We start from the raw sequence: 23,195 nt of genomic DNA, 5'->3' as shown, positions 1-23,195 counted from the left end.
CTCCGCGCGCGGGACCTTCGGCTCATCCCAGGCCTGAAGAAGGCACCTAGTGTCGGCACATGAACCGTCTCGCCGTGGGCCTCGCCGCCGTCGTCGTCGCCATGCTGACGCTCACCGGCTGCGCCCCGCCCATTCTCGATCCGGTTCCGGCACCGGTCACGGTCGAGCTGGATGAACTGGCCGGGCAGACGGTGGATGTTCCGCTCGACAGCCTCCTCAACATCAACGTCGACGGATTCGACGTCACCAGCGTCACGGCCGTCATCGACGACCCCGACATCGCGGAGTTCGTTCCGGGCTCCGACGACGGCAGCGCCCAGTTCAACCCGGGCGTGCGTCCACTCGCGGTCGGGCAGACCTCGGTGACCCTGACGCACGACGAGGACGCCTTCGACCCCGTGGAATTCGTGCTGAACGTCACGAGATAGCGGCACTCGGTGCCGCCGCTGACCTGAGCTCGGTCGACGAAGGCGTCAGTCGGCGGACTGCAGGAACGCCGACACGGCGCGTGGCACATACGGCGACACGTCACCGCCGAGCGACGCCACCTGCCGCACCAGCGAACTGGATACATGGGCGTGCGCCGGGTCGGGCAGCATGAAGATCGTCTCGACGCCCGCGAGGTTGCGGTTCACGATCGCCATCGGCGTCTCGTACGCCACATCCACCTGCGACCGGATGCCCTTGACGAGCACGCTCGCCCCGACATCCGTGCAGTAGTCGACGAGCAGACCGACGCTCCACGACGTCACCGTGATGTTGCCGGGCATCCCGGCCTCGACGATCGCCTCCTGGATGAGCGACACCCGCTGGGCGATCGGCAGCAGCGCCGTCTTGCCCGGGTTGTGCACGACCAGCACGTGCAGTTCATCGAAGAGTCCCGCGGCCCGCTCGATCACGTCGAGGTGCCCCAAGGTCACCGGATCGAACGACCCCGGTACGACAGCGATCCGGCTCACGTCGTCACTGTACCGGCTGGTACCCCGGGGTACGTGATCGTTTCGTTACGTGTCCCCGTGAGTGTGCCGTGGCTCAGCTCTTGCCCAGGAACGCCCGCTCGGTCTCGTCGAGCCGTCGCTCGATCGCCTCGCGCAGGGCGTCGTGCAACCGCAGCCCCGGGTCGCCCGCGAGGATGTCTTCGGCCACCGCCCGCGCATCCTCGATGAGTTTGCCGTCCCGCGACACCCGCAGCAGTTTCAGCGACGAGCGGCCCCCCGACTGCGACTCCCCCAGCACGTCGCCTTCGCGGCGCAACTCGAGGTCGGCCTGCGCCAATTCGAAGCCGTCGAGCGTCGCGGCGACCGCGTCGACCCGCTCCCGCGCGAGCGACCCCGGCTCGGCGTGCGTGACGAACAGGCAGAGCCCGGGCGCGCTGCCCCGGCCGACCCGGCCGCGCAACTGGTGCAACTGGGCGATGCCGAACCGGTCGGCGTCGAGCACGACCATCGTCGACGCGTTCGGCACGTCGACCCCGACCTCGATGACGGTCGTCGCGACGAGCACGTGGATGTCGCCGGCCGCGAACGCGCGCATCGTCGCGTCCTTCTCGTCGGCGCTCATGCGCCCGTGCAGCACCTCGATGCGGCGCTCTCGAAGCAGCGGATGCCGCCGCAGCTCATCGACGACGCTCAGCACCGCAGAGGGCGGCGGGGCGCCCTCCTCGACCTCGGCGGGCGGGTCGTCGGGGTCGTGCTCTTCGACGGTCTTGGCGTCGATCGCCGGGCAGACGACGAATCCCTGGTGGCCCTTGTCGAGCTCCTCGGAGAGCCGTTCCCACACCCGCGCGATCCAGCCGGGGTGCTCGGCGAGACCGACGACGTGCGAGGCGATCGGCGAGCGCCCCTTCGGCAGCTGGGTGATCGTCGAGACGTCGAGGTCACCGAACACCGTCATCGCGACCGTGCGGGGAATCGGCGTCGCGGTCAGAACGAGCACATGCGGGCTCTCCCCCTTGAGCCGCAGCGCCTCCCGCTGGTCGACCCCGAAGCGGTGCTGCTCGTCGACGACGACGAGCCCGAGGTCGGCGAACTGCACCTGCTCGCCGAGCAGCGCGTGGGTTCCGACGACGATCCCGGCACCGCCCGACGCGGCCGCGAGCAGCGCGCGTCGACGGTCGGCAGCCGGCAACTGGCCGGTGATGAGGGTGGGTCGCAGCCGCGCCGCGAGATCCGGGCCGAGCGTCTGCACGATCGAACGCAGGTGCTGACCGGCGAGCACCTCGGTCGGCGCGAGGAACGCCGACTGCCCGCCCGAGTCGGCGACCGCGAGCATCGCCTTCAGGGCGACCAGCGTCTTTCCCGAGCCGACCTCGCCCTGCACGAGACGATTCATCGGGATGCCCGAGGCCAGATCCGCCTCGATCGCCCTGCCGACCTCCACCTGGTCGTCGGTGAGTTCGAACGGCAGCCGCGCGGCGAACTCCGCGGACGCCTTTCCGGGGATGCGCGGGGTGGCCGCGCGCGCCCGATAGGCGGCTCGTTGCCGCAGCAGCGAGGTCTGCAGCACGAGCGCCTCGTGGAATCGCAGCGTGCTCTGCGCCTCCCGCCAATCCGCGTCGACCCGAGGGCGATGGATGAGCCGCAGCGCCTCGCGGAACTCGAGCAACCCACGCGCCTCGCGCACCTCGGCGGGCACCGGATCGTCGAGCGGCGGCAACGCATCCATCTGCTGCTGGATGACGTTACGGATCTTCGTGCCGTCGAGCGCCGACGTCGCCGCGTAGATGGGCATCGGCGCCTCGGCCCAGGCACGGGCCTCCTCGGAGTCGGCCTCGAGGTCGTCGGGGAAGGCCTCGTACACCGGGTGCGTCAACTGCCGGGTGTTGCGGTAGACCCCGACCTTGCCGGCGAAGATCGCCCGCATGCCGGGCTTGAGGCCGAACACCGACTTGCGGTTGAAGAAGGTGAGCTGCAGGTTGCCGGTTCCGTCGGTGATGATCACCTCGAACAGCTCGCCGTGGCGGTTGCGCATCGGCCGCGACTGGATGCTGCGCACCTCCGCCACGACCGCCACCGAGTCGCCGATGCGGAGGGCATCCAGCGGGGTGAGGTCGCCGCGCACCGCGTACCGGCGCGGGTAGTGCGCGAGCAGATCGCCCACGGTCTCGAACCCGAACGCCCGCGCGAACACCGGCGCCACGCGGGCGCCGAGCGCCGTCAGCAGGCGCGTGTCGAGGGGCGAAGGCACCCTTCGAGGCTAGCTACAACCAGCCCTTGCGCTTGAACACGATGTACAGCGAAAGGCTCGACACGGCCATCGCCAGCAGCGCGGCCGGGTACCCCCACCACTGCTGCAGCTCGGGCATGAAGGTGAAGTTCATCCCGTAGATCGAGCCGATCAGCGACGGGGCGAACAGGATGGCCGCCCAGCCCGAGATGCGGCGGGTCTGCTCGGCCTGCGCGTTGCTCGCCTCGGACAGGCGCTGCGCCTCGTCGTTCTGCCGCTGGCCGACGAGCGACGTGTTGACCGCGAGCACGTCGCGCAGCAACGCACGGAACTCGTCGACCTTCTCCGTCGCGTGCGTGACATGGTCGGCGATGTTGCGCAGAACGGGCTTCAGGTCTTCGTCGACGTGTCCGTCGGCGAAGCCCGCGTCGAACTGCTCGAGGATGGCGGTGAGCGGCACCACCGCCCGCTGGAACTCGATCACCTCGCGGTTCAGCTCGTAGATGCGCCGCGACACCATCGGGTCGCCGCTGAACACCTGGGTCTCGATCTCGTCGATGTCGTTCGCGAGCCCCGCGACGACGGGCTTGTAGCCGTCGACGACGGCGTCGATGATCGCGTAGAGCACCGCCTCGGTGCCGCCATGCAGCGCGTCGGGCGTCTCCTCCATGTGCCGGCGCACGATCGACAGGTCGGGACCTTCGCTGTGCCGCACCGTGATGACGAAGCGCGGCCCCGCGAAGACGTGCAGTTCGCCGAAGTCGACGTGTTCGACGTCGTCGTCGTAGTGCGCAGCCCGCAGCACGAGAAAGAGCGTGTCGCCGTAGCGTTCCAGTTTGGGGCGCTGGTGCGCGTGCACGGCATCCTCGACCGCCAGCTCGTGCAACCCGAACTCTTCGGCGAGTTCGGCCAGGAGGAAGCTCTCGGGACGGTAGAGCCCGATCCACGCGAGGGCCTCGGGATGCTTCCCCAGCAGTGCAAACGTCTCCGCGAGCGTCGCGGGCGTCGCGATGCGCTCGCCGTCGACGTAGACGGCGTTGTTGACCACCCCGGGTTCGCGCGTTGCCACGTGCCGATCGTAGAGCCGCAATCCGTGGCAGATGTGACGGATCGCGCGCCACGGGCACGCCGTTGCGACGGATTAGTGTGACGTGGGTGACACGGATCATCGCGGGCTTCGCCGGATCGCTGCGGCTCGCGGTTCCGCCGGTCGGCACGCGGCCGACGAGTGATCGCGTGCGGGAGGCGATCTTCTCGGCGCTCGACGCGCGCGGGGTGCTGCCCGGCGCGCGCGTACTCGACCTCTACGCGGGTTCCGGGGCACTCGGACTCGAAGGCGCATCCCGCGGTGCCGCCCACGTCACCCTCGTCGACAAGGCGACCGCGGCCCACCGCGTCACGAACGAGAACGCCGCCCGCGTCCGCAAAGCCGCCCCGCGCGGTGCCGCCCCCGAGATCGTCGTGTCGTCGCAACCGGTGCAATCGTTCCTCGGCGGCGCGGTGGGGGCGACCTGGGATGTCGTCTTCCTCGACCCGCCGTACGACCTCGGCGGGCTCGAACTCGTGCACAATCTCGAGGCTCTCGTGCCGCGGCTCTCCCCCGACGCCGTCGTCGTCGTCGAGCGTTCGGCTCGCGACCCCGAGCCTGCCTGGCCCGTCGGTCTCGACCTCGAGCGCCGCAAAGACTACGGCGAGACGGCCGTCTACTTCTTGAGCGCCGCATAGCCGAGGCACAGGAATCCTTGCTGGCATGAGCCCATGACGCGCTGGACCGATGCCCAAGGAAACGAGATCGACGAAGAGGATCGGGGTCTCGTCTATGACATGACGACCCTCGTCAACCGGAGGGCCGCGCTCGGCCTGTTCGGCGGGGTATCGGTGCTCACGCCGCTCGCCGCCTGCGGCGCGGCACCCAGCACCACCACGACGAGCCCCACCACCGAGACCAGTACGGATGCCGGCACCGGCGACAGCGCCCTCACCGAGGTGCCCGACGAGACCGGCGGCCCCTACCCCGGCGACGGGTCGAACGGCATCAATGTGCTCGACGATTCCGGCATCGTGCGCAGCGACATCCGCTCATCGTTCGGGGCGTCGACGGTCACCGCCGCCGGCGTGCCGCTCACGATCGTGCTGACCGTGCGGGATGCGGCGACCGGCGACGCCCTGAGCGGCGGTGCCGTCTACCTGTGGCACTGCGACCGCGACGGCGCCTACTCGCTGTACAGCGACGGGCTGGAAGACGTGAACTACCTCCGCGGGGTGCAGCAGATCGGGGCCGACGGGTCGGTGACGTTCACGTCGATCTTCCCGGGCTGCTATTCGGGCCGGTGGCCGCACATCCACTTCGAGGTCTACTCCGACGTCGAGACCGCAGTCGCGTCGGGCCCGATCGTCAAGACATCGCAGATCGCCCTGCCGAAGGAGGCCAGCGAAGCCGTCTACGCGACCACCGGATACGACTCCAGCGTGCGCAACCTCGCCCAGATCTCCCTCGCGAGCGACAACGTCTTCGGCGACGACGGGGGCATCCACCAGATCGCGACGATGACCGGCTCGGCGTCCGCCGGCTACACGGCGGCGCTCACCATCGGCGTCTGAGCTACCGCACGCCGTCGACGTAGGGGTCCCAGCCGCCGCGCGCGTCATACGGGATGCCGTCGACCGACAGCCCCTCCCCCTCGCGCACGTGCCCGATGACCCGGAACCCTCCGGGCAGCGGCACCTCGGGCGGGAACGTCGCGAGCAGCGCGTGCGCCTCGCCGCCGGTGAGGGATGTCGGCGATTCCAGCGCCGTCGAATCGATATCGAGCCGCACTCCCGACGCGGTCGCGATGCGCCGGGCGTCGATGGCGAGACCGTCGCTCACGTCGAGCATCGCCGTCGCCCCGCCGCGCGCCGCCGCGGGACCGTCGAGCAGCGGCGGGCGCGGCGCGAGTTGCGCGTCGAGCTCGGCGGCGAACTCGGCCCGCAGCGCGATCGCGCGGGCGGCATCCGCGGCCCCGCTGTCGTCGACGGCGCGCTCGAACAGCAGCTCGAGTCCGCGGGCGGCGAGGTCGAGGGCACCGGAGACCGCCAGCACGTCACCGGGCCGGGCGCCGGAACGCAGCACGGCATCCCGGCCCTCCAGGTCGCCGAACGCGGTCACCGCGATCGTGAACGTCGCCGACGACGACAGGTCGCCGCCCACCACCCCGCAGCCGGGAGCCAGCGCCTCGCACGCGTCGCGCAGCCCGTCGGCGATGCCCTCGAGCACGGCGATGTCGGTGTCGGCGGGGGCGGCGAGCGCGACGACGAGGGCCGTCGGCTGCGCCCCCATCGCGGCGATGTCGGCGAGGTTCGTCGCGGCGGCCTTCCAGCCGAGGTCGTGCGGGGTCGACCAGGCGAGCCGGAAGTCGGGCCCGTGGATCATCGTGTCGGTCGTCACCACGAAGCGCCCGTCGGGGGCACGCAGCACGGCGGCGTCGTCGCCCGGGCCGAGGATCGTCGCCCCCGACTCGGGCAGCCGCGGGAAGATGCGGGCGAGCACCGCGGCTTCTCCGAGCTCGCCCAGCGTCTGTGGGCCCAGCGTCGACATCCCGCCAGGCTAGCCTGGAACCGATGAGACCCCGCCGCTTCCTGCTCGCGCCGGCCGCGGCATCCGTCGCCCTTGCCGCCGTTCTGACCGGCTGCTCCCCGGTCGTGTCGATGAGCCCGGCGGCGGAGTTCTCGAACGACCCGGAGTGCGCCGACGCGATCGTGCGGATGCCGGACGCGATCAGCAGCTACGCGCTGCGGCAGACCGACGCCCAGGGCACCGCCGCGTGGGGCGACCCGACCGTGGTGCTGCTGTACTGCGGCGTGCCGGTTCCCGAGGTGTCGGAGCTGCCGTGCGTCGAGGTGCCCGCCGGTAGTGGCGTCTTCTGGCTGCGCGAAGAGGTCGACGCCGGCTACGCGTTCACGACCTACGGGCGCGACCCCGCGGTGCGCGTCGTCGTCGACCCCGACGCCGTCGGCCCCGGCGTGGTGCTGGATGACCTCGCGACCCCCGTCTCGTACACCTCCGAGAACGGCCGCGAGTGCGTCGATCTCGAAGACACGGTCACGGGTCGCTGACCCCGGGCGGTCACCTCGCGGTCTGCAGCCCTAAGGTGATGAGTTCGTCGATCAGCTCCGGGTAGGTGACGCCGGAGGCGAGCCAGCAGGCCGGGAACATCGAGATCGGCGTGAAACCGGGCATCGTGTTGATCTCGTTGAGCACGAACGTGTCGCCGGTGAAGAAGAAGTCGACCCGGGCGAGCCCGGCGCCGCCGATCGCGTCGAACGCCCGCGCGGCGATGCGCTGCATCTCGGCGAGCGCCGCGTCGCCGATGTCGGCCGGGCACACCAGTTCCACTCCCGGTGCGTCGTGGTACTTGGCGTCGAAGTCGTAGAACTCGCGGGTCGTCAGCACGATCTCGCCGGCGACGCTCACCCGGGGTGGCGCGTTGTCGCGGCCCTGCAACACGGCGCATTCGACCTCACGGCCGACGATCGCCTGCTCGATGAGCACCGTGTGGTCTTCGGCGAAGGCGGTGTCGAGGGCGGCATCCAGGTCGTCCCAGTTCTTCACCTTGGTGACGCCGACGCTCGAGCCGGCCCGTGCCGGTTTCACGAACACCGGCAACCCGAGGCCGGTGATGCGGCGGCGCCAGAGGTCGTCATCCTGTGCGAGGCGGGCCCGCGTCACGGTCACCCACGGGGCGACCTCGATGCCCGCGCCGGCGAGCACGGTCTTGGTGAAGTGCTTGTCCATGCCGAGCGCCGAGGCGAGCACGCCGTTGCCGACGTAGGGCAGCCCGACCAGCTCGAACATGCCCTGGATGGTGCCGTCTTCGCCGAACGGTCCGTGCAGGATCGGGAACGCGACATCCACCTCGCCCAGCGAGCGCGTCGTGCCGTCGGCATCCCGAACCGTGAATTCGCGGGTCGCCGCCGACTCGGGCAGGAACACTCGGGTGCCGTTCTCGCGCACGACGGGCAGCTCGTCGGCGAGGGTGAGGCCGGTCGCGTCGTCGGGCTGGAGGGTGAGGATGCCGTCCGGCGTGATCCCGACCGGGATGACCTCGTAGCGGCTGCGGTCGATCGCGCCGAGCACCCCGCCCGCCGTCGCGCACGAAATGCCGTGCTCACTCGAACGGCCGCCGAAGAACAGGGCGACACGGATCTTCTCGGCCACGCTTACTCTCCCTGCGGTTCAGTCGTGTCGGTGGTCAGGTGCGGGGCGAGGTCACGGGGAGCGAGGGTGCCGGCGAGCACCTCGGCGACCTGCATGACGATCGGCATCTCGACGCCTTTCGCGGCGGCGAGTTCGAGCACCGGGGCGACCGAGGCGAGCCCCTCCGCGGTCTGGTTCATCTGCGCGACGACCTCGTGATAGTCGTAACCCTGGCCGAGCAGGCGGCCCGCGGTGTTGTTGCGCGACAACGGCGACTCGCACGTCGCGATGAGGTCGCCGAGCCCGGCGAGCCCCGACATCGTCTCGGGCAGCGCCCCGTAGGCGACGGCGAAGTCGGTCATCTCGACCAGGCCGCGGGTGATGATCGACGCCTTCGTGTTCTCGCCGTAGCCGACGCCGTCGACGATGCCGATCGCGACGGCGATGAGGTTCTTGAGCACTCCGCCGAACTCGGTGCCGACGACATCCGTGTTGACGAAGCAGCGGAAGTAGCGGTTGCTCGCCGCGAGCGCGACATCGGATGCCGTGGCCAGGCTGGTCGACGACACGACGGCGGCGGTGGGCTGCTCCTTCGCGATCTCGAGCGCCAGGTTCGGCCCCGAGACGACGGCGATGCGATCGGAGTCGATGCCCAGCTCGGCGAGGATCACCTCGCTCATGCGGGCCAGCGTGCCGCGCTCGACGCCCTTCATGAGCGACACGACCGTCGCGGTCTCGGGGATGAGCTCCTTCACGATGCGCAGGTTCTCGCGCAGCGACTGTGACGGCACCGACAGGTAGACGTGCTCGGCACCCTCGAGCACCTCGGGCAGCCGGGGACTCGCCGCCACGTTGCGCGGCAGGTTGATGCCCGGCAGGTAGTCGGAGTTGCGGCGCGACTGGCTGATCTCGCGCGCCAGCTCCGGGCGACGCGCCCAGACGGCGACACTGCAGCCGGCATCCCCGAGGATCTTCGCGAAGGTCGTGCCCCACGACCCGGCGCCGAGAACGGCGACCCGCCGGCCGGTGTCGGGCAGCACGAGAGGCTGGGTCATCGTCACGGCCTCAGTCTTTCAGCTAACGCCGCCACAGCTAACCTGGGCGCATGACCGCGACCCCGCCCGCCCCGCCGCATCGGCGCCGCGGGCCGAATCCGATCACCGAGTTCTTCATCGGCGTCTCGACGCTGCTGCGCGGTTTCGGGTACTGGCGGCGTAAGCCGGGTGCGATGGCTCTCGGCCTCATCCCCGCGGCGATCGTGTTCGGGATCCTCGTCGTTCTCATCGTGCTGCTGGTGGTGAACCTCGACCCGGTGACGATCTTCCTCACCGGCTTCGCCGACACCTGGGACGAGGGCTGGCGCAACCTGCTGCGCATCGGGTTCGGGCTCGCGCTCATCGTGGGGCTCATCGTGCTCTACGCGTTCTCGTTCACCGCGCTCACCCTGCTCATCGGCGACTGGTTCTACGAGCGCATCTGGAAAGCCGTCGAGACCGACCTCGGCGAGTTCACCCCGGGTCCGGAGCCGGGTTTCTGGCGCTCCGCCGCGGATGGGGCGCGACTCGTCGTGCGGGCGATCCTCACCGGCCTGCTCATCGTGCTGCTCGGACTCGTGCCGCTCATCGGCACGGTGCTGGCGGTCGTCGTCGGCACGTTGCTCTCCGGTCGGCTCGTCGCCCTGGAACTCACCACGCGTCCGCTCGAAGCGCGGGGCATGACCCGCCAGCACCGCCGCGCCGCGCTGCGACCCCACCGAGCGCGGGTCCTGGGCTTCGGCGTCGCCGTGCACCTGAGCTTCCTCATCCCCGGCGGCGCGATCATCGTCATGCCCGCCGCCGTCGCCGGCGCCACGGTGCTCGCCAAGCACGTGCTCGGCGAACCGACCGCCCCGGCTTCCGCCACGGCGGGTCAGTCGTGATCCTCTTCCTCGTCGCGGCGGTGATCCTCTACCTCGTCGTGCCCGCGGGGCTCGTCATCGGCGCCGTCGCGGCCCTCGCCATCGGAATTCCGGCGGCCGTGATCGCGTTGGCCGCCGGCGGCCCGGGGGTCTACTACGGGGCGCGACAGACCGGCGCGGCACAGCGCATCCATCGGCTGTCCGGCTGGGGGCTGCTCGCCTTCTGCTCACTCGCCGCCACCGCGGCCGCAGTGGTCGCGCTCGTGATGATGGCTGTCTTCACGGGCACGACCGTCACGCTGCCGACGTTCCTGCCGTTCGCCGGCTGAAATCCCGCGGGGTCAACGGGTCGGCGGGGTGACCTTGCCGTACTCGGTCTGACCGTGGGCGAGCGGATCCCAGCGCTCGGCCGGCGGGGTCTCGCCGCGCAGTTCGCCCACCAGTCGTGCGATCTCGTTCATCAGGGCCGTCGTCGCCTCGCTCAGCGCCTTGGCATCCGACCGGCCGGCCCACGGCGAGAGGTCGAGCGGCGGGCCGACGAGCATCTCGACGTCTGAGCGGGGGAAGAACCGCAGCCGCCCGCCGTAGCGCGGCAGAATCCGCTGCACCCCCCAGTGCGCCATTGGGATGAGGGGGATGCCGTGCTCGAGCGCGAGCCGCACCGCGCCGGTCTTGCCGCGCATCGGCCACTCGTCGGGGTCACGGGTGAGCGTGCCCTCCGGGTAGACGATCACCGCCAGTTCCTCGGCGATGAGCCGAGTGGCGGCGGCGAGCGGGTCGGGCCCCCCGCCACCCCGTACGACCGGGATCTGCCCGGTGAACCGCAGCAGCCAGCCGAGCGCGGGCACTTTGAACAGGCTCGCCTTCGCCAGGAACCGCGGCACCCGCCCGCCGCGCCACACCAGGTAGGCGGTGGTGAGCGGGTCGAAGTTGGTGATGTGGTTCGGCGAGATCACGAACGCGCCGCGCTTCGGGATGTTGTCGAGCCCGCGCATCCGGTAGCGACCGAAGAACTCGAAGATCGGGATGGCGATACCCGCGACGATCCGCCAACGGATCAGCTTCTCGGGCTTGCGACGCGGCACGCCCGACAGACTAGACCAGGTCGAAGTCGGCGCCGAGGGCGGTGAGCTTGTCGACGAAGTGCTCGTAGCCGCGGCTGATCAGGCCGAGGTTCGACACCGTCGAGGTGCCTTCCGCCGCGAGCGCCGCGATGAGGTAGCTGAACCCGCCGCGCAGGTCGGGCACGCGAACATCCGCCGCATGCAGTTTCGTCGGACCGGTGATGACGGCGGCCTGCTCGAGCTTGCGGCGGGGCACGCGCCGGGTGACCGACTCAAGGCCGTCGGTGTGCACGACGATGTCGGCACCCATCTCGACGAGCGCTTCGGTGAAGCCCAGGCGGTTCTCGTACACCGTCTCGTGCACGACCGAGATGCCTTCGGCCTGGGTGAGGGCGACGATGAGCGGCTGCTGCCAGTCGGTCATGAACCCGGGATGCACGTCGGTCTCGACCTGCACGGGCTTGAGCGGGCCACCCGGATGCCAGAACCGGATGCCGTCTTCCCGCACGTCGAACGCGCCGCCGACCTTGCGGAAGACGTTGAGGAAGGTCATCAGCTCCTGCTGCTTCGCCCCGGCGACGAAGATGTCGCCGTGGGTCGCGAGCGCCGCCGACGCCCAGGATGCGGCCTCGTTGCGGTCGAAGATCGCCCGGTGGCTGTAGCCGTGCAGGGTCTCGACGCCTTCGATGAAGATCGTGCGGTTCGGCTCCATCCAGATGATGGCGCCCATCTTCTGCAGGATCGCGATGAGGTCCATGATCTCGGGCTCGATCGCGGCGTTCTTGAGCTCGGTGACGCCCTTGGCGCGCACGGCGGCGAGCAGCACCTGCTCGGTTGCGCCGACGCTCGGGTAGGGCAGTTCGATGTTGGCGCCGGTGAGGCCATTGGGGGCGGTGATGCGGATGCCCTCGTACGACTTGTCGACGATCGCCCCGAAGGCGCGCAGGGCGTCGAGGTGGAAGTCGATCGGCCGGTCGCCGATGCGGCAGCCGCCGAGGTCGGGGATGAGCGCCTCACCGAGGGCATGCAGCAACGGCCCGCAGAACAGGATCGGGATGCGGCTGGACCCGGCGAGGGCGTCGATCTGCGCGAAGTGGGCGCGCTCGACGTTCTTCGGGTCGAGCACGAGCACGCCGTCTTCGGGGCTCGTCACGGCGACGCCGTAGGCCTCGAGCATCTTGGTGACGATCGAGATCTCGGAGATCTGCGGAACATCCTGAAGGATGCTGGGGGTCTTGCCGAGCAGGGCGGCGACCATCGCCTTCGTCGCGAGGTTCTTCGCCCCGCGCACGTCGACGCGGCCGACGAGCGGCTTGCCGCCCCGGATGACGATGCTGTCGGCCTTCAGGCCCACGCGTTCCGCCGCCTTGGCGGCATCCTTCGCGAGGCCGGCCTCGGCGCGGTCGTTCACGCCGTCGTCCACCACGAGAGTCTCTGCCACTGTGACACCTGCTGCCTAACCAACCGGGCGAACCGGCCTACCGAACGGGAAGAGTCGTCGGCCGCCAGCTCTCGCGGGAGGCCTCGAACTCGGTGATCCGCGCTTCGTCGCGCAGCGTGAGCCCGATGTCATCGAGCCCCTCCAACAACCTCCAGCGAGTGTAATCATCGATCTCGAAAGCCGCCTGGACCTCGCCAACCGTCACCGTTCGTGCTACGAGATCGACCGTCGCGGCGACCCCGGGCTGCGCCTCGATGGCTGCCCAGAACCTCTCGATGTCGGCTTCCGAGACGGTGCCGGTGAGCAGGCCCTGCTTGCCCGAGTTGCCGCGGAAGATGTCGCCGAACCGCGGCGCGATGACGGCCTTGAAACCGTAGTCGCGCAGCGCCCAGACCGCGTGTTCGCGGCTCGAGCCGGTGCCGAAGTCGGATCCCGCGAACAGCACGGTGGCGCCTTGCGTCCACGGCTGGTTGAGCACGAATTCGGGGTCTTTGCGCCATTCGTGGAACAGCGCGTCGTCGTAGCCGGTCTTCACGATGCGCTTGAGGAACACCGCCGGGATGATCTGGTCGGTGTCGACGGCGCTGCGCGGCAGCGGCACGGCGGTGCCGGTGACGGTCTCGAACTTGTCCATTACGCTCGCGCTCCTTCGGAGCGGCGAGAAGCAGCGCCCTCGACGTTCAGGTCGGCCGGGCTCGACAGCGTGCCGCGGATCGCGGTCGCGGCGGCGACGACGGGCGAGACCAGGTGGGTGCGTCCGCCCTTGCCCTGGCGGCCTTCGAAGTTGCGATTGGATGTCGACGCGCAGCGTTCCCCGGGAGCCAGCTGGTCGGGGTTCATGCCGAGGCACATCGAGCAGCCGGCGAACCGCCACTCGCCGCCGAAGTCCTCGACGATCTTGTCGATGCCTTCGGCTTCGGCCTCGAGTCGCACCCGCGCCGAGCCGGGAACGACCATGACCCGCACGTGGTCGGCCTTCTTCTTGCCCTTGATGATGGAGGCGAACGTGCGCAGATCATCCAGCCGGGAGTTGGTGCACGAGCCCATGAACACGGCGTCGACCTTGATGTCTTTCATCGGAGTGCCGGCTTCGAGCGCCATGTACTCCAGCGCCCGCTCGGCGGCGGCTCGCTCGTTCGGGTCGACCATCGTCTTCGGGTCGGGCACGCTCTCGTTGAGCGAGACGCCCTGGCCCGGGTTGGTGCCCCAGGTGACGAACGGTTCCAGTTCGTTCGCGTCGAGGAACACCTCCGCGTCGAACACCGCGTCGTCGTCGGTCGCGAGCGTCTCCCAGTAGGCGACCGCGGCATCCCAGTCGGCACCCTGCGGCGCGTGCGGGCGACCCTTCAGATAGTCGTAGGTCGTCTGATCGGGCGCGATCATCCCGGCTCGCGCACCCGCCTCGATCGACATGTTGCAGATGGTCATGCGGCCATCCATCCCCAGCGCGCGGATCGCCGACCCGCGGTATTCGAGCACGTAGCCCTGCCCGCCGTTGGTGCCGATCTTCGCGATCACCGCCAGGATGATGTCCTTCGCCGTCACCCCCGGACGCAGCGTGCCCTCGACGGTGATCGCCATCGTCTTGAAGGGCTTGAGCGGCAGCGTCTGCGTGGCGAGCACGTGCTCGACCTCGCTCGTGCCGATGCCGAACGCCATCGCGCCGAACGCGCCGTGGGTGCTGGTGTGGCTGTCGCCGCAGACGACCGTGATGCCCGGCTGGGTGAGGCCCAACTGGGGTCCGACGACGTGCACGATGCCCTGCTCGATGTCACCCAGCGGGTGCAGGCGGATGCCGAACTCGGCGCAGTTCGCGCGCAGCGCCTCGATCTGCGTGCGGCTCGTCAGGTCGGCGATCGGCTTGTCGATCTCGAGCGTCGGGGTGTTGTGGTCTTCCGTCGCGATCGTCAGATCGGGACGGCGCACGGGACGCCCGGCCAGGCGGAGACCGTCGAACGCCTGCGGGCTCGTGACCTCGTGGACGAGGTGCAGGTCGATGTAGATCAGATCGGGTTCGCCGTTCTCGCCTTTTGCGACGAGATGCTTCGCCCAGACCTTCTCGGCCAGAGTCTTCGGAGTGCTCATGAAAGTTCAGTTCCTTCGGGATACCAGGGATCGGATCCGGCTCACGACGAGACTCCGCGACGAGGAGGCCGGGGTCTAGGCCTCGTCGCGGCGACGAAGGAGGAGTCGCACGAGCATCCAACGAGATTAGCACCGCAACACGCGGAGCTTCCGGGTGGCCCAAGTGACTCAGGTCGACGACCGCGTTCGCGTGTGTTGCTCGAGCAGCACGAGGTCCGCGCGGGAGACCAGCCGGGTCGTGATGGCGTACTCGACCAGGCGGAGGCGACGGTGGGTCGAGACCCGACCTGCTCCCGCCCGTAGGCCCCGGGCTCCCGCGCGTTCGAGCTTCAGGCAGAGATTGTCGAGGCGGCGAGTGAACGCGGGCACCGTCCAGCCGAGGCGTTTCGCGGCGGCCGTCGAGGTGGGGATGTCGCCCGGGCCGCTGGTGCCCAGCAGCACGCCCTCGGCGAGAACGAGCAACAGCAACCGCTGGGCGTGGTTCAACGACACTCGTCCGGCGGTCGCCTCGCCGACACCGACCTCGGTCTCGTCTGCCGCGCCCACCCCGTGGCTCCGGGTGACGAGCGTCAGGTCGTACACCGTTCGGCCGGCCGTGAAGATGACATCGAGGATGTCGGCGAGCACCGGCATCCGACCACCAGGAGCCAAGGCTGCCTGGAGCGTCCGCTCCCGGTCACATACGGTCGCCGTCAGGTGAGATCCGACATTGTGGATCCACCACATCCCCTGCTCGGCCCGGATCATCAGGAAGCGGCGATGCAGGTGCGGGTTGTCGTCGATCACGAGGTCGCCGGCGCGCCCGATCGAGAACCCCGGGACCGACGGCACGTCGTGCCGCTCACCCGCGTACTCGATGCTGAGCGGAGGCAACGCCCCACCCCACTCGACGTTCCCCATCGCCGAACCTCTCCTCGCCTTCCCAGCAAAAGAGGGTTTCACCCTAGCGGGACTGCAGAGGCAGCGTCACCTTCGTGCCGTGTGAGGGACGCGCTGTTACTCGGCGCCCATCTCCTCGTCGATGCGGTCGTGGTCGATGCCGATGCCGCGCTTGCGGTCGTAGCGGATCTTGACGAGGCTCGCGATCACGGCCACCGCCATCGCGCCGACGATGACGGCGAGCGAGACGAAGGTCGAGATCTCGGGTGCCCAGTCGACGTGCTCGCCGCCGTTGATGAACGGCAGCTCGTTCTCGTGCAGGGCGTGGAAGAACAGCTTCACGCCGATGAAGGCGAGGATGAACGCGATGCCGTACTTGAGGTACACCAGCTTGTCGACGAGGTCGCCGAGCAGGAAGTAGAGCTGCCGCAGACCCATCAGCGCGAACACGTTGGCGGTGAACACCAGGAACGGCTCCTGGGTGATGCCGAAGATCGCCGGGATCGAGTCGAGCGCGAAGACCAGGTCGGTGGTGCCGAGCGCCAGCAGCACGATGATGACGGGCGTGAACACCCGGCGGCCATCGACGAGGGTGCGCAGCTTCGCGCCGTCGAAGCGCTCGGTGATCGCGATGCGCTTGCGCATGAAACCGATGAGCTTGTTCTCGGTCTCTTCCTCGTCGTCGTGGCCGGTGAAAGCCTGGTTCGCGGCGGTGTAGATGAGGAACAGGCCGAACAGGTAGAACACCCACGAGAAGTTTTCGATGAGCGCGGCGCCCAGGATGATGAAGATGCCGCGCAGCACGAGGGCGATGATGATGCCCGCCATGAGCAGCTCTTGCTGGTATTTCCGGGGTACCGAGAACCTCGCCATGATGATGAGGAACACGAACAGGTTGTCGATCGACAGGCTGTACTCGGTGAGCCAGCCCGCGATGAACTGCCCCGAATGTTCGGCACCGGCGAAGACGTACATGAGCGCCGCGAAGACCAGCGCGAGCACGACGTAGAACGAGATCCACAGCGCCGACTCGCGGGTCGAGGGGATGTGCGGCCGGCGGAACGCCAGCACGATGTCGAAGCCGAGGATGAGGGCGAGCGCGACGTAGGTGCCGATCTCGAACCAGAGGGGGATGGAGAATTCCAACAGGAAACCTTTCGGGTGCAGGGCAGGGCCCGAACGTCTCTCCCGCGTCTCGCCGGGAATCGGGCGGGACGATCGCGACCGGGGCTGCAGCGCTGGAACCCGTGATGACGGCCGCGACGAGGTGGGATACTCCCCTTCGCTCCGACGAGTCTAGAGGCCCCGAGCTAGGGTTTTGCGCATGAGTGACACCGACGACATCCGCACCGCCGCCCGCGCCCGCCTCAAGGCGCGCAACGACTTCAAGGTCATGCTCGCCGTCTTCGCCGTCATCACCCTGCTGCTGCTCGCGATCTGGTTCTTCTCAACCGGCCAGCCGTCCGGCTTCACCGCCTACTTCTGGCCGGTGTGGCCGATTCTCGGAATGTCGATCGCCGCGATCTTCGTCGGCCTCGACGCGTACGGCATCACCCGCCGGTACATCTCCGAAGAGGATGTCGACGCCGAGATCGCGCGCATGACGAAGAAGCCGACGCCGCCCACGGATTCCGCCGCGTAGAGGTCGGGGGTCTCGGGCCGCGGGGCCCTAGAGCTCGGAGACCTCGAGCCGCTCGTTCAACGCGCGACTCGCCGCCCGCGCTTCATCGAGCAGCTCCTGATCGCCCACGCGCGTCGGGTCGAGCCAGTCGTCGTAGAGGTCGCGGGGCAGGATCAGCGGCATCCGGTCGTGAATGGATGCGATCCGGGGCGCCGCCGGCTGGGTCACGATCGTGTACGACACCATCCACTCCCCCTCGGGCGTCTTGGTGACGTTCCAGAGCCCCGCGAAGGCGAAGAGCCCCTTCGGCTCGTCGGGAAGCGCGAAGCGGTGACCCTTCTCGTAGTACTCGGTCGCCGGCACCAGACCTCGGCGGCTCTTCAGCGGCCCGCTCCACGCGCCCGACCCGACCAGGCCTTCGACGCGGGCATTGATCGCCGGGAATTTCGCGGGCTCGCCCCGCACCCAGAGCTTCCACCAGGCGAGGTCGACGGTGCGGAGCCGTTCTCCGTCCTTCTCGCACTCGCGCACGATCGGGTTGAGGTTGCGGCGATGCACCCCGGTCGGCTTCACCGGTTCGTCACGGAACTCCTCGAGCCAACCCTCGAGCGCTGTTGTCGACACCAGTTCGTCGATGACCGAGAACCCGTAGTGGATGTCGGCCGCCTCGACCTGAAGCCCATAACTCGCGCACACATTCCTAGTGTGCCCCTAGCCTCCGACGGGGTACGGACGGGGTACGGTAGCGTGCGGATCGGGGCACACGAGCACGAGGCACCTTGACTGAAACCATCGCGCGCAGATCCCGCACTCGCGCCCGCATCATCACCATCGCAGCACTCGTCACCACCGCCGTCGTCATCGGCGGCGGGGGCCTCGCGATCGCGGCTGCCGGCGGACCGCGCAACGGCATCCTCGTCGCCTACGGCTTCGCCGGAATCGCGATGATCACGATGATCGTGGTCTTCGGAGTGATGACCTCGCGGCTGTCGCGAGCCGTGCGCACGCTCGCCGAGCGGCATCCGGATGCCGTGGTCTTCCTCGCACGCCGGCTGCCGCCCGTCGTGTCGGACCTGCCCGCCTACCTGCGCTCCAAGGGCCTTGAGGACATCCGCCTCGGCGACGGCTGGTATCCGGCCTTCGCCGACGACCGCGGAATCGCCGTCTGCGCGCCGGGCGCCGACGCGCGGGAACTGCTGGTCGTCGAATGGGCCGAGATCGGCGACCTCGAGATGGTGCGTACGGCGACGGTCGGCGGCGACTCCCGCTGGAGCGTCACCGTCGACGTGCGCCCCTACGCTGTGCCGCTCACCATCGACCTCGGCGAGGCGTGGGGCATCGTCACCATGGCCCTCGACGCCGGCGACACCGCAGCGGTGATGGCTGCGGTCGTCGGCCGCCGGCCGCGTACGGCGTTGCTCTGAAACGACGAAACCCCCGGAGTGATCCGAGGGTTTCTGGTTGGTGACCCCAGCGGGATTCGAACCCGCGTTACCGCCGTGAGAGGGCGGCGTACTAGGCCACTATACGATGGGGCCGTCACGACAACCGTTCGAGTATACATGCCCCTTCGGGCCGCTCGGACGGCCGGATCAGGGCAGCGGTGAGAGCACCCGAAGCGCCCCGGGAACGACCTCGACGTCGAGCGGCAGCGGCGCGATCCGCTCCCCGTCGCCGTACGCGACGAGGGGAACGTCGGCTTCGATGCGCACCTTCTTCGCGCGCACGATGCGCACCCGCGGGTCGCTCACGTGCGTGCCGGCGAAGACGCGCGGGAAGATGCGCAGGAACGCGATCCGCGACAGCGGCTTCACCATGAGCACGTCGAACAGGCCATCGTCGGGAAGGGCGTCGGGGGTGATCTTCATGCCGCCGCCGAGCGAGACGCCGTTGCCGATCGCGACCAGCACGGCCTTCGTCTCGATCGGCTCGCCGTCGAGCACCAGCCGGTACGAGATCGGCTTCAGCCGGGCGAGCTCGGCGAGCAGCGCGAGGATGTAGCGGCTCGGGCCTTTGGGATGCCGCATCGCGTTGGCGCGTTCGTTGACGATCGCGTCGAATCCGGCGCTCAGCGAGCAGGCGAACCAGCGCTCGCCTTTCTCGCCGGTCGCGGCATCCGTCCAGCTGATGCGGCCGGCGTCGATCGTGCGCGGTCCGGCGGCGAGGGCGGCGTCGAGGGTGCGCATGGCGGCCTCGGTGTCGTCGTGCGGGATTCCGAGGCCGCGCGACATGTCGTTTCCGGTGCCCGAGGGGATGATGCCGAGCGGCACGCGCGTGCCCGCCACCAGGTTGGCGCCGAGGTTGACCATGCCGTCACCGCCGACCATGATCAGCGCGTCGGGGCGCTTCTTCACCGCGGCCCGGGCCGACGCGAGCAGCTGCTCGAAGTCGGGCTCGGTGAGCGACGTGACCTCGTGGCCCATCGCCCGCAGCGTCTGCACGACGGCGGGGCCGACATCCCGGCTGGCCCCGAACGAGGCCGAGGGGTTGATGGCGACCACGAGGTTCTTCGGGCGCGACGTCGCGGGCATGCGCCCGAGTATCCCAGCTTTCTACCGCCGGAAGCGCAGCCTCCGCAGCAGTCGGGCGTTGAGCGCGACCACGATCGTCGACACCGACATCGCGACTGCGCCGACGGCAGGCGGCACGAGGAATCCGACACCGGCGAGCACCCCGGCGGCGAGCGGCAGCCCGACGACGTTGTGGCCGGTCGCCCAGGCGAGGTTCTGCAGCATCGTGCGATACCCGGCGCGGCTGAGGGTGAGGATGTCGACGACCCCGCGCGGATCGTCGGACGCGAGCACGACGCCCGCCGACTCGATCGCCACGTCGGTGCCGGCGCCGATCGCGATGCCGATGTCGGCGCGGGCGAGAGCCGGGGCGTCGTCGACGCCGTCGCCGACCATCGCGACGCGGTGCGCTCCCCCGGCCTGCAGCTTCGCGACCGCGGCCGACTTCTGCGCCGGCAGCACCTCGGCGAACACCTCGGTGATGCCGAGCTTCCCGGCGACGTGGTGCGCCACCTCGTGGGAGTCGCCGGTGAGCATCGCCACGCGCACGCCGCGCTTCTGCAGTGCGGCGACGGCCTCCGCCGACTCGGGCCGGACGACGTCGGCGAGCGCGAATGACGCGAGCACCGTGTCGCCCTCAAGTAGAAGCACGACGGTCGCACCCTCGCGGTTCGCGTCGCGGGCGGCGTGCACGAGTGACGGGTCGAGGTGGATGCCCGCCTCGGTCGCGACCCGGGTGCTGCCGACGCGCAACTCGCGACCCCCGACGGTCGCCGACGCGCCGCGACCGGCGAGCGAGGCGAACTTCGCCGACCGCGGGATCTTGATGCCGCGCTCCCCGGCGGCGGTCACGAGGGCGCGGGCGATCGGATGCTCCGACTTCGCCTCGACGGCGGCGGCGAGCCCGAGCGCCTCCGCCTCGTCGACACCGGGGGCCGGCGTGATGCTCACCAGGCCCTGCCGCCCCGCGGTCAGGGTGCCGGTCAGGTCGAACAGCACGACATCCACGTCTTTCGCCTCTTCCAGCGCCGCACGGTCGCGCACGAGGATGCCGCGGCGGGCGCCGAGCGCCGTCGAGAGCGCGATGACGAGCGGGATGGCGAGCCGGAGCGCGTGCGGGCACGCGATGACGAGCACGGTGACGACCCGTTCGACGACGAATGCCGGATCGTCGGGCTTGAGGAACAGCCAGGCGACGAGCGTGACCGCGGCGGCACCGAGGGCGACGGAGAAGAGGAGCGCGGCGGCACGATCGGCGAGCAACTGGGCGCCCGAGCGGCCGGCCTGGGCCTCGGCGACGAGACGGCCGATCTCGGCGAGCGCGGTGTCGTCGCCGGGCTCGGCGGGGGCATCCCGAGTTCCCGAGATCACGCGCGTCTCGATCCAGTGGCCGAGCAGCAGGATCGTCACGAGAATCGCCAGCTCCCACCAGAAGTCCATGCCCGGGAAGCCGAGCAGCCCGGCGAGCGAGTAGCCGAAGGCGACGACGAGGGCGAGTGAGATGAGCGTCATCATCCCTGGCGTACGGGCGCGCAGTTCGCCGACCGCCCCGGTCAGGAAGACCCGGCCGCCGATGACGAGCACCGCGGTGCCGAACGCCGCCGGGACGAACTCGCTGCCCGGGAACCGGGGGCCGGACAGACCGAGGATGCTCGGCAGCCCGGTCGAGAACACCAGCGTCGGGATGGTGAGGGCGAGGCAGATCACGAACAGGGCGCGGAAGTTCGGGCCGTGGTGGGAATGGTCGTGCGCGTCATCATGCTCGGCCACGTGCGACGCGCCGTCATCGGGCGCATGAACGTGGCTGACCGTCATGTCAACACCGTACCGACGACGGGTTGTTGCGGCGGCGCGTCGGTAAAGTCGCACCGTGCGCATCACCAAGTACGAACACGCGACCCTGCAGCTCGCTCTCGGCGACGAGAGCCTCGTCATCGACCCCGGCGTCTTCCTGTCGCATCCCGACATCACCGGTGTCGTCGCGATCGTGATCACTCATGAGCACACCGACCACTGGACGGCCGAACAGGTGCGCCGCATCCTCGAGAAGAACCCCGACGCGAAGGTCTTCGCACCTCAGGGGGTCGCCGACCAGGCCGATGGTCTCGCGATCGAGGTCGTCGCGCCGGGCGACACCGCGCAGGCCGGGCCCTTCGCCCTGGAGTTCTTCGGCGGAAAGCACGCCGTCATCCATGAGTCCATCCCGGTGATCGACAACGTCGGGGTGCTCGTCAACGACGAGCTGTATTACGCGGGCGACTCGTATGCGGTGCCCGGCGTCGAGGTGGGCACGCTCGCCGCCCCGATCGGGGCGCCCTGGCTCAAGATCGGCGAGGCGATGGACTACGTGCTCGCGGTGAAGCCGAAACGCGCGTTCTATGTGCACGACATGACGCTGTCGGTCGCCGGCAAACAGATGGCGGCGGCGCGACTGGCGTGGGCGACCGAACAGGGCGGCGGCACGTTCACCGAACTCCAGCCGGGCGAGACGCTCGACGTCTAGGTCGGGTCGCCGGATCTCGCGGCGCGATGCTGGTTGATCGCACGGATCGTCAGCTGGATGGCGGTCGCCGCGACGAAGAGGCCGAACAGCAGCGTCGAGAGCCACGCGGGCATGACGAACGCGATCGCGGCGCCGCCGAGTGAGGCCAGCAAGGCCGTTCCGCCGATGACGAACCCGTCGAGGGGGCGCACCAGCTGGTTGCGCACATTCGCGATCGACCCGACGATCGAGATCGGGATCATCGCCAGCAGCGAGGTGCCCTTCGCGATGAGGTCGCTCGCCCCGAAGACGGCGACGAGCAGCGGCACGATGAGCACCCCTCCGCCGATGCCGAACATCCCCGCGAGGATGCCCATGACGATGCCCGACACGACGAGCCCGATCGCGAGGGGGATGCTGAACGCGATGTCGCCGCCGCGGTCGGCAACGACGAGCAGCATGCGCACCGCGATCACCACCAGCAGGGCGATGAAACCCCAGCGCAGGATCGCGATCGGCAGCACCTTGAGCAGCCGCGTTCCGATGAGGGTGCCGACGACGCCCCCCGCCCCGAGCAGCAGGCCGGCCAGCACATCGGTGTGCCCGGCGACCGTGTAGGTGGCCGCGCCCGAGATCGATGACAGCACGATCGCGGCAAGCGAGGTCGCGGCGGCACGGCGCTGATCGAATCGCAGCAGCATGAGCAGCAGCGGCACCATGACGATGCCGCCGCCGACCCCCAGGGCGCCCGAGAAGACCCCGCCGATCGTTCCGACGAGTACGAGCAGCAGGATATGGCGAGCCGTCGGGCGGTCAGGTGCGGGGGCGGTCGGCGAGGTCACAATGCCTTCGATCCTAGGCCCGGGGCGGTGAAC

Annotated in this window: 25 protein-coding genes and 1 tRNA gene; 9 read left to right on the top strand and 17 right to left on the bottom strand. The window is 69.6% G+C overall.

Annotated features, from left to right (window positions below; genetic code table 11):
* The first annotated feature begins 59 nt into the window (after positions 1–59).
* Positions 60–428 carry a hypothetical protein gene (locus tag IE173_RS01390; protein WP_191281594.1) on the top strand — a complete coding sequence of 123 codons (369 nt, stop codon included), beginning with the start codon at positions 60–62 and terminating at the stop codon, positions 426–428.
* A gap of 45 nt (positions 429–473) precedes the next feature.
* Here the strand turns inward: IE173_RS01390 and coaD are convergent, their stop codons facing one another.
* The 3 genes from coaD to IE173_RS01375 form a co-directional block, all read right to left on the bottom strand.
* Positions 474–959: a pantetheine-phosphate adenylyltransferase gene (gene coaD, locus IE173_RS01385; RefSeq protein WP_191281593.1), complete on the bottom strand. Its 486-nt coding sequence runs from the start codon at positions 957–959 to the stop codon at positions 474–476.
* 73 nt (positions 960–1,032) lie between these two features.
* A complete protein-coding gene (locus tag IE173_RS01380; protein WP_191281592.1) occupies positions 1,033–3,186 on the bottom strand; it encodes an ATP-dependent DNA helicase RecG in 2,154 nt (717 codons plus the stop codon).
* Between the two features lie 13 nt (positions 3,187–3,199).
* The gene (locus IE173_RS01375; RefSeq protein ID WP_229841804.1) at positions 3,200–4,234 is read right to left on the bottom strand and encodes a magnesium and cobalt transport protein CorA; all 1,035 of its coding nucleotides are present in this window, start codon (positions 4,232–4,234) and stop codon (positions 3,200–3,202) included.
* An 86-nt stretch (positions 4,235–4,320) separates the two neighbouring features.
* On the opposite strand from IE173_RS01375, the gene rsmD reads away from it, so the two are divergent.
* Together rsmD and IE173_RS01365 are read left to right on the top strand one after the other, a co-directional pair.
* A complete protein-coding gene (gene rsmD, locus IE173_RS01370; protein WP_191281591.1) occupies positions 4,321–4,890 on the top strand; it encodes a 16S rRNA (guanine(966)-N(2))-methyltransferase RsmD in 570 nt (189 codons plus the stop codon).
* A gap of 33 nt (positions 4,891–4,923) precedes the next feature.
* A complete protein-coding gene (locus IE173_RS01365; RefSeq protein ID WP_191281590.1) occupies positions 4,924–5,766 on the top strand; it encodes an intradiol ring-cleavage dioxygenase in 843 nt (280 codons plus the stop codon).
* A gap of 1 nt (position 5,767) precedes the next feature.
* Here IE173_RS01365 and thiL read toward each other — a convergent pair whose 3' ends face one another.
* A complete protein-coding gene (gene thiL / locus IE173_RS01360; RefSeq protein ID WP_191281589.1) occupies positions 5,768–6,742 on the bottom strand; it encodes a thiamine-phosphate kinase in 975 nt (324 codons plus the stop codon).
* Between the two features lie 23 nt (positions 6,743–6,765).
* Between thiL and IE173_RS01355 the strand changes: the two genes are divergently transcribed.
* Positions 6,766–7,260 carry a DUF3515 family protein gene (locus IE173_RS01355; RefSeq protein WP_191281588.1) on the top strand — a complete coding sequence of 165 codons (495 nt, stop codon included), beginning with the start codon at positions 6,766–6,768 and terminating at the stop codon, positions 7,258–7,260.
* Between the two features lie 10 nt (positions 7,261–7,270).
* On the opposite strand, the gene IE173_RS01350 is transcribed toward IE173_RS01355, so the two are convergent.
* Both IE173_RS01350 and IE173_RS01345 read right to left on the bottom strand, forming a co-directional pair.
* Positions 7,271–8,362 carry a D-alanine--D-alanine ligase family protein gene (locus IE173_RS01350; RefSeq protein WP_191281587.1) on the bottom strand — a complete coding sequence of 364 codons (1,092 nt, stop codon included), beginning with the start codon at positions 8,360–8,362 and terminating at the stop codon, positions 7,271–7,273.
* 2 nt (positions 8,363–8,364) lie between these two features.
* The gene (locus IE173_RS01345) at positions 8,365–9,396 is read right to left on the bottom strand and encodes an NAD(P)H-dependent glycerol-3-phosphate dehydrogenase (RefSeq protein ID WP_191281586.1); all 1,032 of its coding nucleotides are present in this window, start codon (positions 9,394–9,396) and stop codon (positions 8,365–8,367) included.
* A 50-nt stretch (positions 9,397–9,446) separates the two neighbouring features.
* On the opposite strand from IE173_RS01345, the gene IE173_RS01340 reads away from it, so the two are divergent.
* Both IE173_RS01340 and IE173_RS01335 read left to right on the top strand, forming a co-directional pair.
* On the top strand, positions 9,447–10,259 hold the full coding sequence (locus tag IE173_RS01340; protein WP_191281585.1) for an EI24 domain-containing protein: 813 nt from the start codon (positions 9,447–9,449) through the stop codon (positions 10,257–10,259).
* On the top strand, positions 10,256–10,567 hold the full coding sequence (locus tag IE173_RS01335) for a hypothetical protein (protein ID WP_191281584.1): 312 nt from the start codon (positions 10,256–10,258) through the stop codon (positions 10,565–10,567). The genes IE173_RS01340 and IE173_RS01335 overlap by 4 nt, the downstream gene beginning before the upstream one ends.
* Positions 10,568–10,579: 12 nt before the next feature.
* Here IE173_RS01335 and IE173_RS01330 read toward each other — a convergent pair whose 3' ends face one another.
* The 6 genes from IE173_RS01330 to IE173_RS01305 all read right to left on the bottom strand — a co-directional run bounded on the left by IE173_RS01330 (position 10,580) and on the right by IE173_RS01305 (position 16,853).
* Positions 10,580–11,323 carry a lysophospholipid acyltransferase family protein gene (locus IE173_RS01330; protein ID WP_229841803.1) on the bottom strand — a complete coding sequence of 248 codons (744 nt, stop codon included), beginning with the start codon at positions 11,321–11,323 and terminating at the stop codon, positions 10,580–10,582.
* A 10-nt stretch (positions 11,324–11,333) separates the two neighbouring features.
* Positions 11,334–12,656: a UDP-N-acetylglucosamine 1-carboxyvinyltransferase gene (murA, locus tag IE173_RS01325; protein ID WP_191282417.1), complete on the bottom strand. Its 1,323-nt coding sequence runs from the start codon at positions 12,654–12,656 to the stop codon at positions 11,334–11,336.
* A gap of 124 nt (positions 12,657–12,780) precedes the next feature.
* Entirely contained in the window at positions 12,781–13,377 is a 597-nt protein-coding gene (gene leuD / locus IE173_RS01320) for a 3-isopropylmalate dehydratase small subunit (protein ID WP_191281583.1), read from the bottom strand.
* Positions 13,377–14,828 carry a 3-isopropylmalate dehydratase large subunit gene (gene leuC, locus IE173_RS01315; protein WP_191281582.1) on the bottom strand — a complete coding sequence of 484 codons (1,452 nt, stop codon included), beginning with the start codon at positions 14,826–14,828 and terminating at the stop codon, positions 13,377–13,379. The genes leuD and leuC overlap by 1 nt, the downstream gene beginning before the upstream one ends.
* Before the next feature lie 168 nt (positions 14,829–14,996).
* Positions 14,997–15,728: a hypothetical protein gene (locus tag IE173_RS01310; protein ID WP_191281581.1), complete on the bottom strand. Its 732-nt coding sequence runs from the start codon at positions 15,726–15,728 to the stop codon at positions 14,997–14,999.
* A 96-nt stretch (positions 15,729–15,824) separates the two neighbouring features.
* Entirely contained in the window at positions 15,825–16,853 is a 1,029-nt protein-coding gene (locus IE173_RS01305) for a TerC family protein (protein WP_191281580.1), read from the bottom strand.
* A 178-nt stretch (positions 16,854–17,031) separates the two neighbouring features.
* Between IE173_RS01305 and IE173_RS01300 the strand changes: the two genes are divergently transcribed.
* Positions 17,032–17,349, top strand: a complete 318-nt coding sequence (locus IE173_RS01300; RefSeq protein ID WP_191281579.1) for a 2TM domain-containing protein — start codon at positions 17,032–17,034, stop codon at positions 17,347–17,349.
* A 27-nt stretch (positions 17,350–17,376) separates the two neighbouring features.
* Here IE173_RS01300 and IE173_RS01295 read toward each other — a convergent pair whose 3' ends face one another.
* Positions 17,377–18,024 carry an SOS response-associated peptidase gene (locus tag IE173_RS01295; protein ID WP_191281578.1) on the bottom strand — a complete coding sequence of 216 codons (648 nt, stop codon included), beginning with the start codon at positions 18,022–18,024 and terminating at the stop codon, positions 17,377–17,379.
* An 83-nt stretch (positions 18,025–18,107) separates the two neighbouring features.
* Here IE173_RS01295 and IE173_RS01290 point away from each other — a divergent pair, with 83 nt between their 5' ends.
* Complete coding sequence (locus IE173_RS01290) at positions 18,108–18,752, top strand: hypothetical protein (protein WP_191281577.1); 645 nt, start codon at positions 18,108–18,110, stop codon at positions 18,750–18,752.
* Between the two features lie 38 nt (positions 18,753–18,790).
* Here IE173_RS01290 and IE173_RS01285 read toward each other — a convergent pair.
* The 3 genes from IE173_RS01285 to IE173_RS01275 all read right to left on the bottom strand — a co-directional run bounded on the left by IE173_RS01285 (position 18,791) and on the right by IE173_RS01275 (position 21,653).
* Positions 18,791–18,866, bottom strand: a tRNA-Glu gene (locus IE173_RS01285).
* 54 nt (positions 18,867–18,920) lie between these two features.
* Positions 18,921–19,859, bottom strand: a complete 939-nt coding sequence (locus tag IE173_RS01280) for a diacylglycerol/lipid kinase family protein (protein WP_191281576.1) — start codon at positions 19,857–19,859, stop codon at positions 18,921–18,923.
* Between the two features lie 21 nt (positions 19,860–19,880).
* On the bottom strand, positions 19,881–21,653 hold the full coding sequence (locus IE173_RS01275) for a heavy metal translocating P-type ATPase (protein ID WP_191281575.1): 1,773 nt from the start codon (positions 21,651–21,653) through the stop codon (positions 19,881–19,883).
* Between the two features lie 55 nt (positions 21,654–21,708).
* On the opposite strand from IE173_RS01275, the gene IE173_RS01270 reads away from it, so the two are divergent.
* Positions 21,709–22,341, top strand: coding sequence for an MBL fold metallo-hydrolase (locus tag IE173_RS01270; protein ID WP_191281574.1), 633 nt, complete (start codon positions 21,709–21,711; stop codon positions 22,339–22,341).
* Here IE173_RS01270 and IE173_RS01265 read toward each other — a convergent pair.
* Positions 22,338–23,162 carry a sulfite exporter TauE/SafE family protein gene (locus IE173_RS01265; RefSeq protein WP_191281573.1) on the bottom strand — a complete coding sequence of 275 codons (825 nt, stop codon included), beginning with the start codon at positions 23,160–23,162 and terminating at the stop codon, positions 22,338–22,340. The genes IE173_RS01270 and IE173_RS01265 overlap by 4 nt on opposite strands.
* Positions 23,163–23,195 lie beyond the last annotated feature (33 nt).

The organism is Pseudolysinimonas yzui (assembly GCF_014653215.1).
Lineage (GTDB): Bacteria > Actinomycetota > Actinomycetes > Actinomycetales > Microbacteriaceae > Pseudolysinimonas_A > Pseudolysinimonas_A yzui.
Note: the sequence above shows the minus strand (reverse complement) of the source record. Positions and strands in the feature narration are given on the sequence as shown.

Bases quoted from the DNA above. Each gene is read 5' to 3' on its own strand.
- IE173_RS01390 (WP_191281594.1), top strand. From the start codon at position 60: ATGAACCGTCTCGCCGTGGGCCTCGCCGCCGTCGTCGTCGCCATGCTG.
- IE173_RS01365 (WP_191281590.1), top strand. From the start codon at position 4,924: ATGACGCGCTGGACCGATGCCCAAGGAAACGAGATCGACGAAGAGGAT.
- thiL (WP_191281589.1), bottom strand. From the start codon at position 6,742: ATGTCGACGCTGGGCCCACAGACGCTGGGCGAGCTCGGAGAAGCCGCG.
- IE173_RS01355 (WP_191281588.1), top strand. From the start codon at position 6,766: ATGAGACCCCGCCGCTTCCTGCTCGCGCCGGCCGCGGCATCCGTCGCC.
- IE173_RS01345 (WP_191281586.1), bottom strand. From the start codon at position 9,396: ATGACCCAGCCTCTCGTGCTGCCCGACACCGGCCGGCGGGTCGCCGTT.
- IE173_RS01340 (WP_191281585.1), top strand. From the start codon at position 9,447: ATGACCGCGACCCCGCCCGCCCCGCCGCATCGGCGCCGCGGGCCGAAT.
- leuD (WP_191281583.1), bottom strand. From the start codon at position 13,377: ATGGACAAGTTCGAGACCGTCACCGGCACCGCCGTGCCGCTGCCGCGC.
- leuC (WP_191281582.1), bottom strand. From the start codon at position 14,828: ATGAGCACTCCGAAGACTCTGGCCGAGAAGGTCTGGGCGAAGCATCTC.
- IE173_RS01310 (WP_191281581.1), bottom strand. From the start codon at position 15,728: ATGGGGAACGTCGAGTGGGGTGGGGCGTTGCCTCCGCTCAGCATCGAG.
- IE173_RS01300 (WP_191281579.1), top strand. From the start codon at position 17,032: ATGAGTGACACCGACGACATCCGCACCGCCGCCCGCGCCCGCCTCAAG.
- IE173_RS01280 (WP_191281576.1), bottom strand. From the start codon at position 19,859: ATGCCCGCGACGTCGCGCCCGAAGAACCTCGTGGTCGCCATCAACCCC.
- IE173_RS01275 (WP_191281575.1), bottom strand. From the start codon at position 21,653: ATGACGGTCAGCCACGTTCATGCGCCCGATGACGGCGCGTCGCACGTG.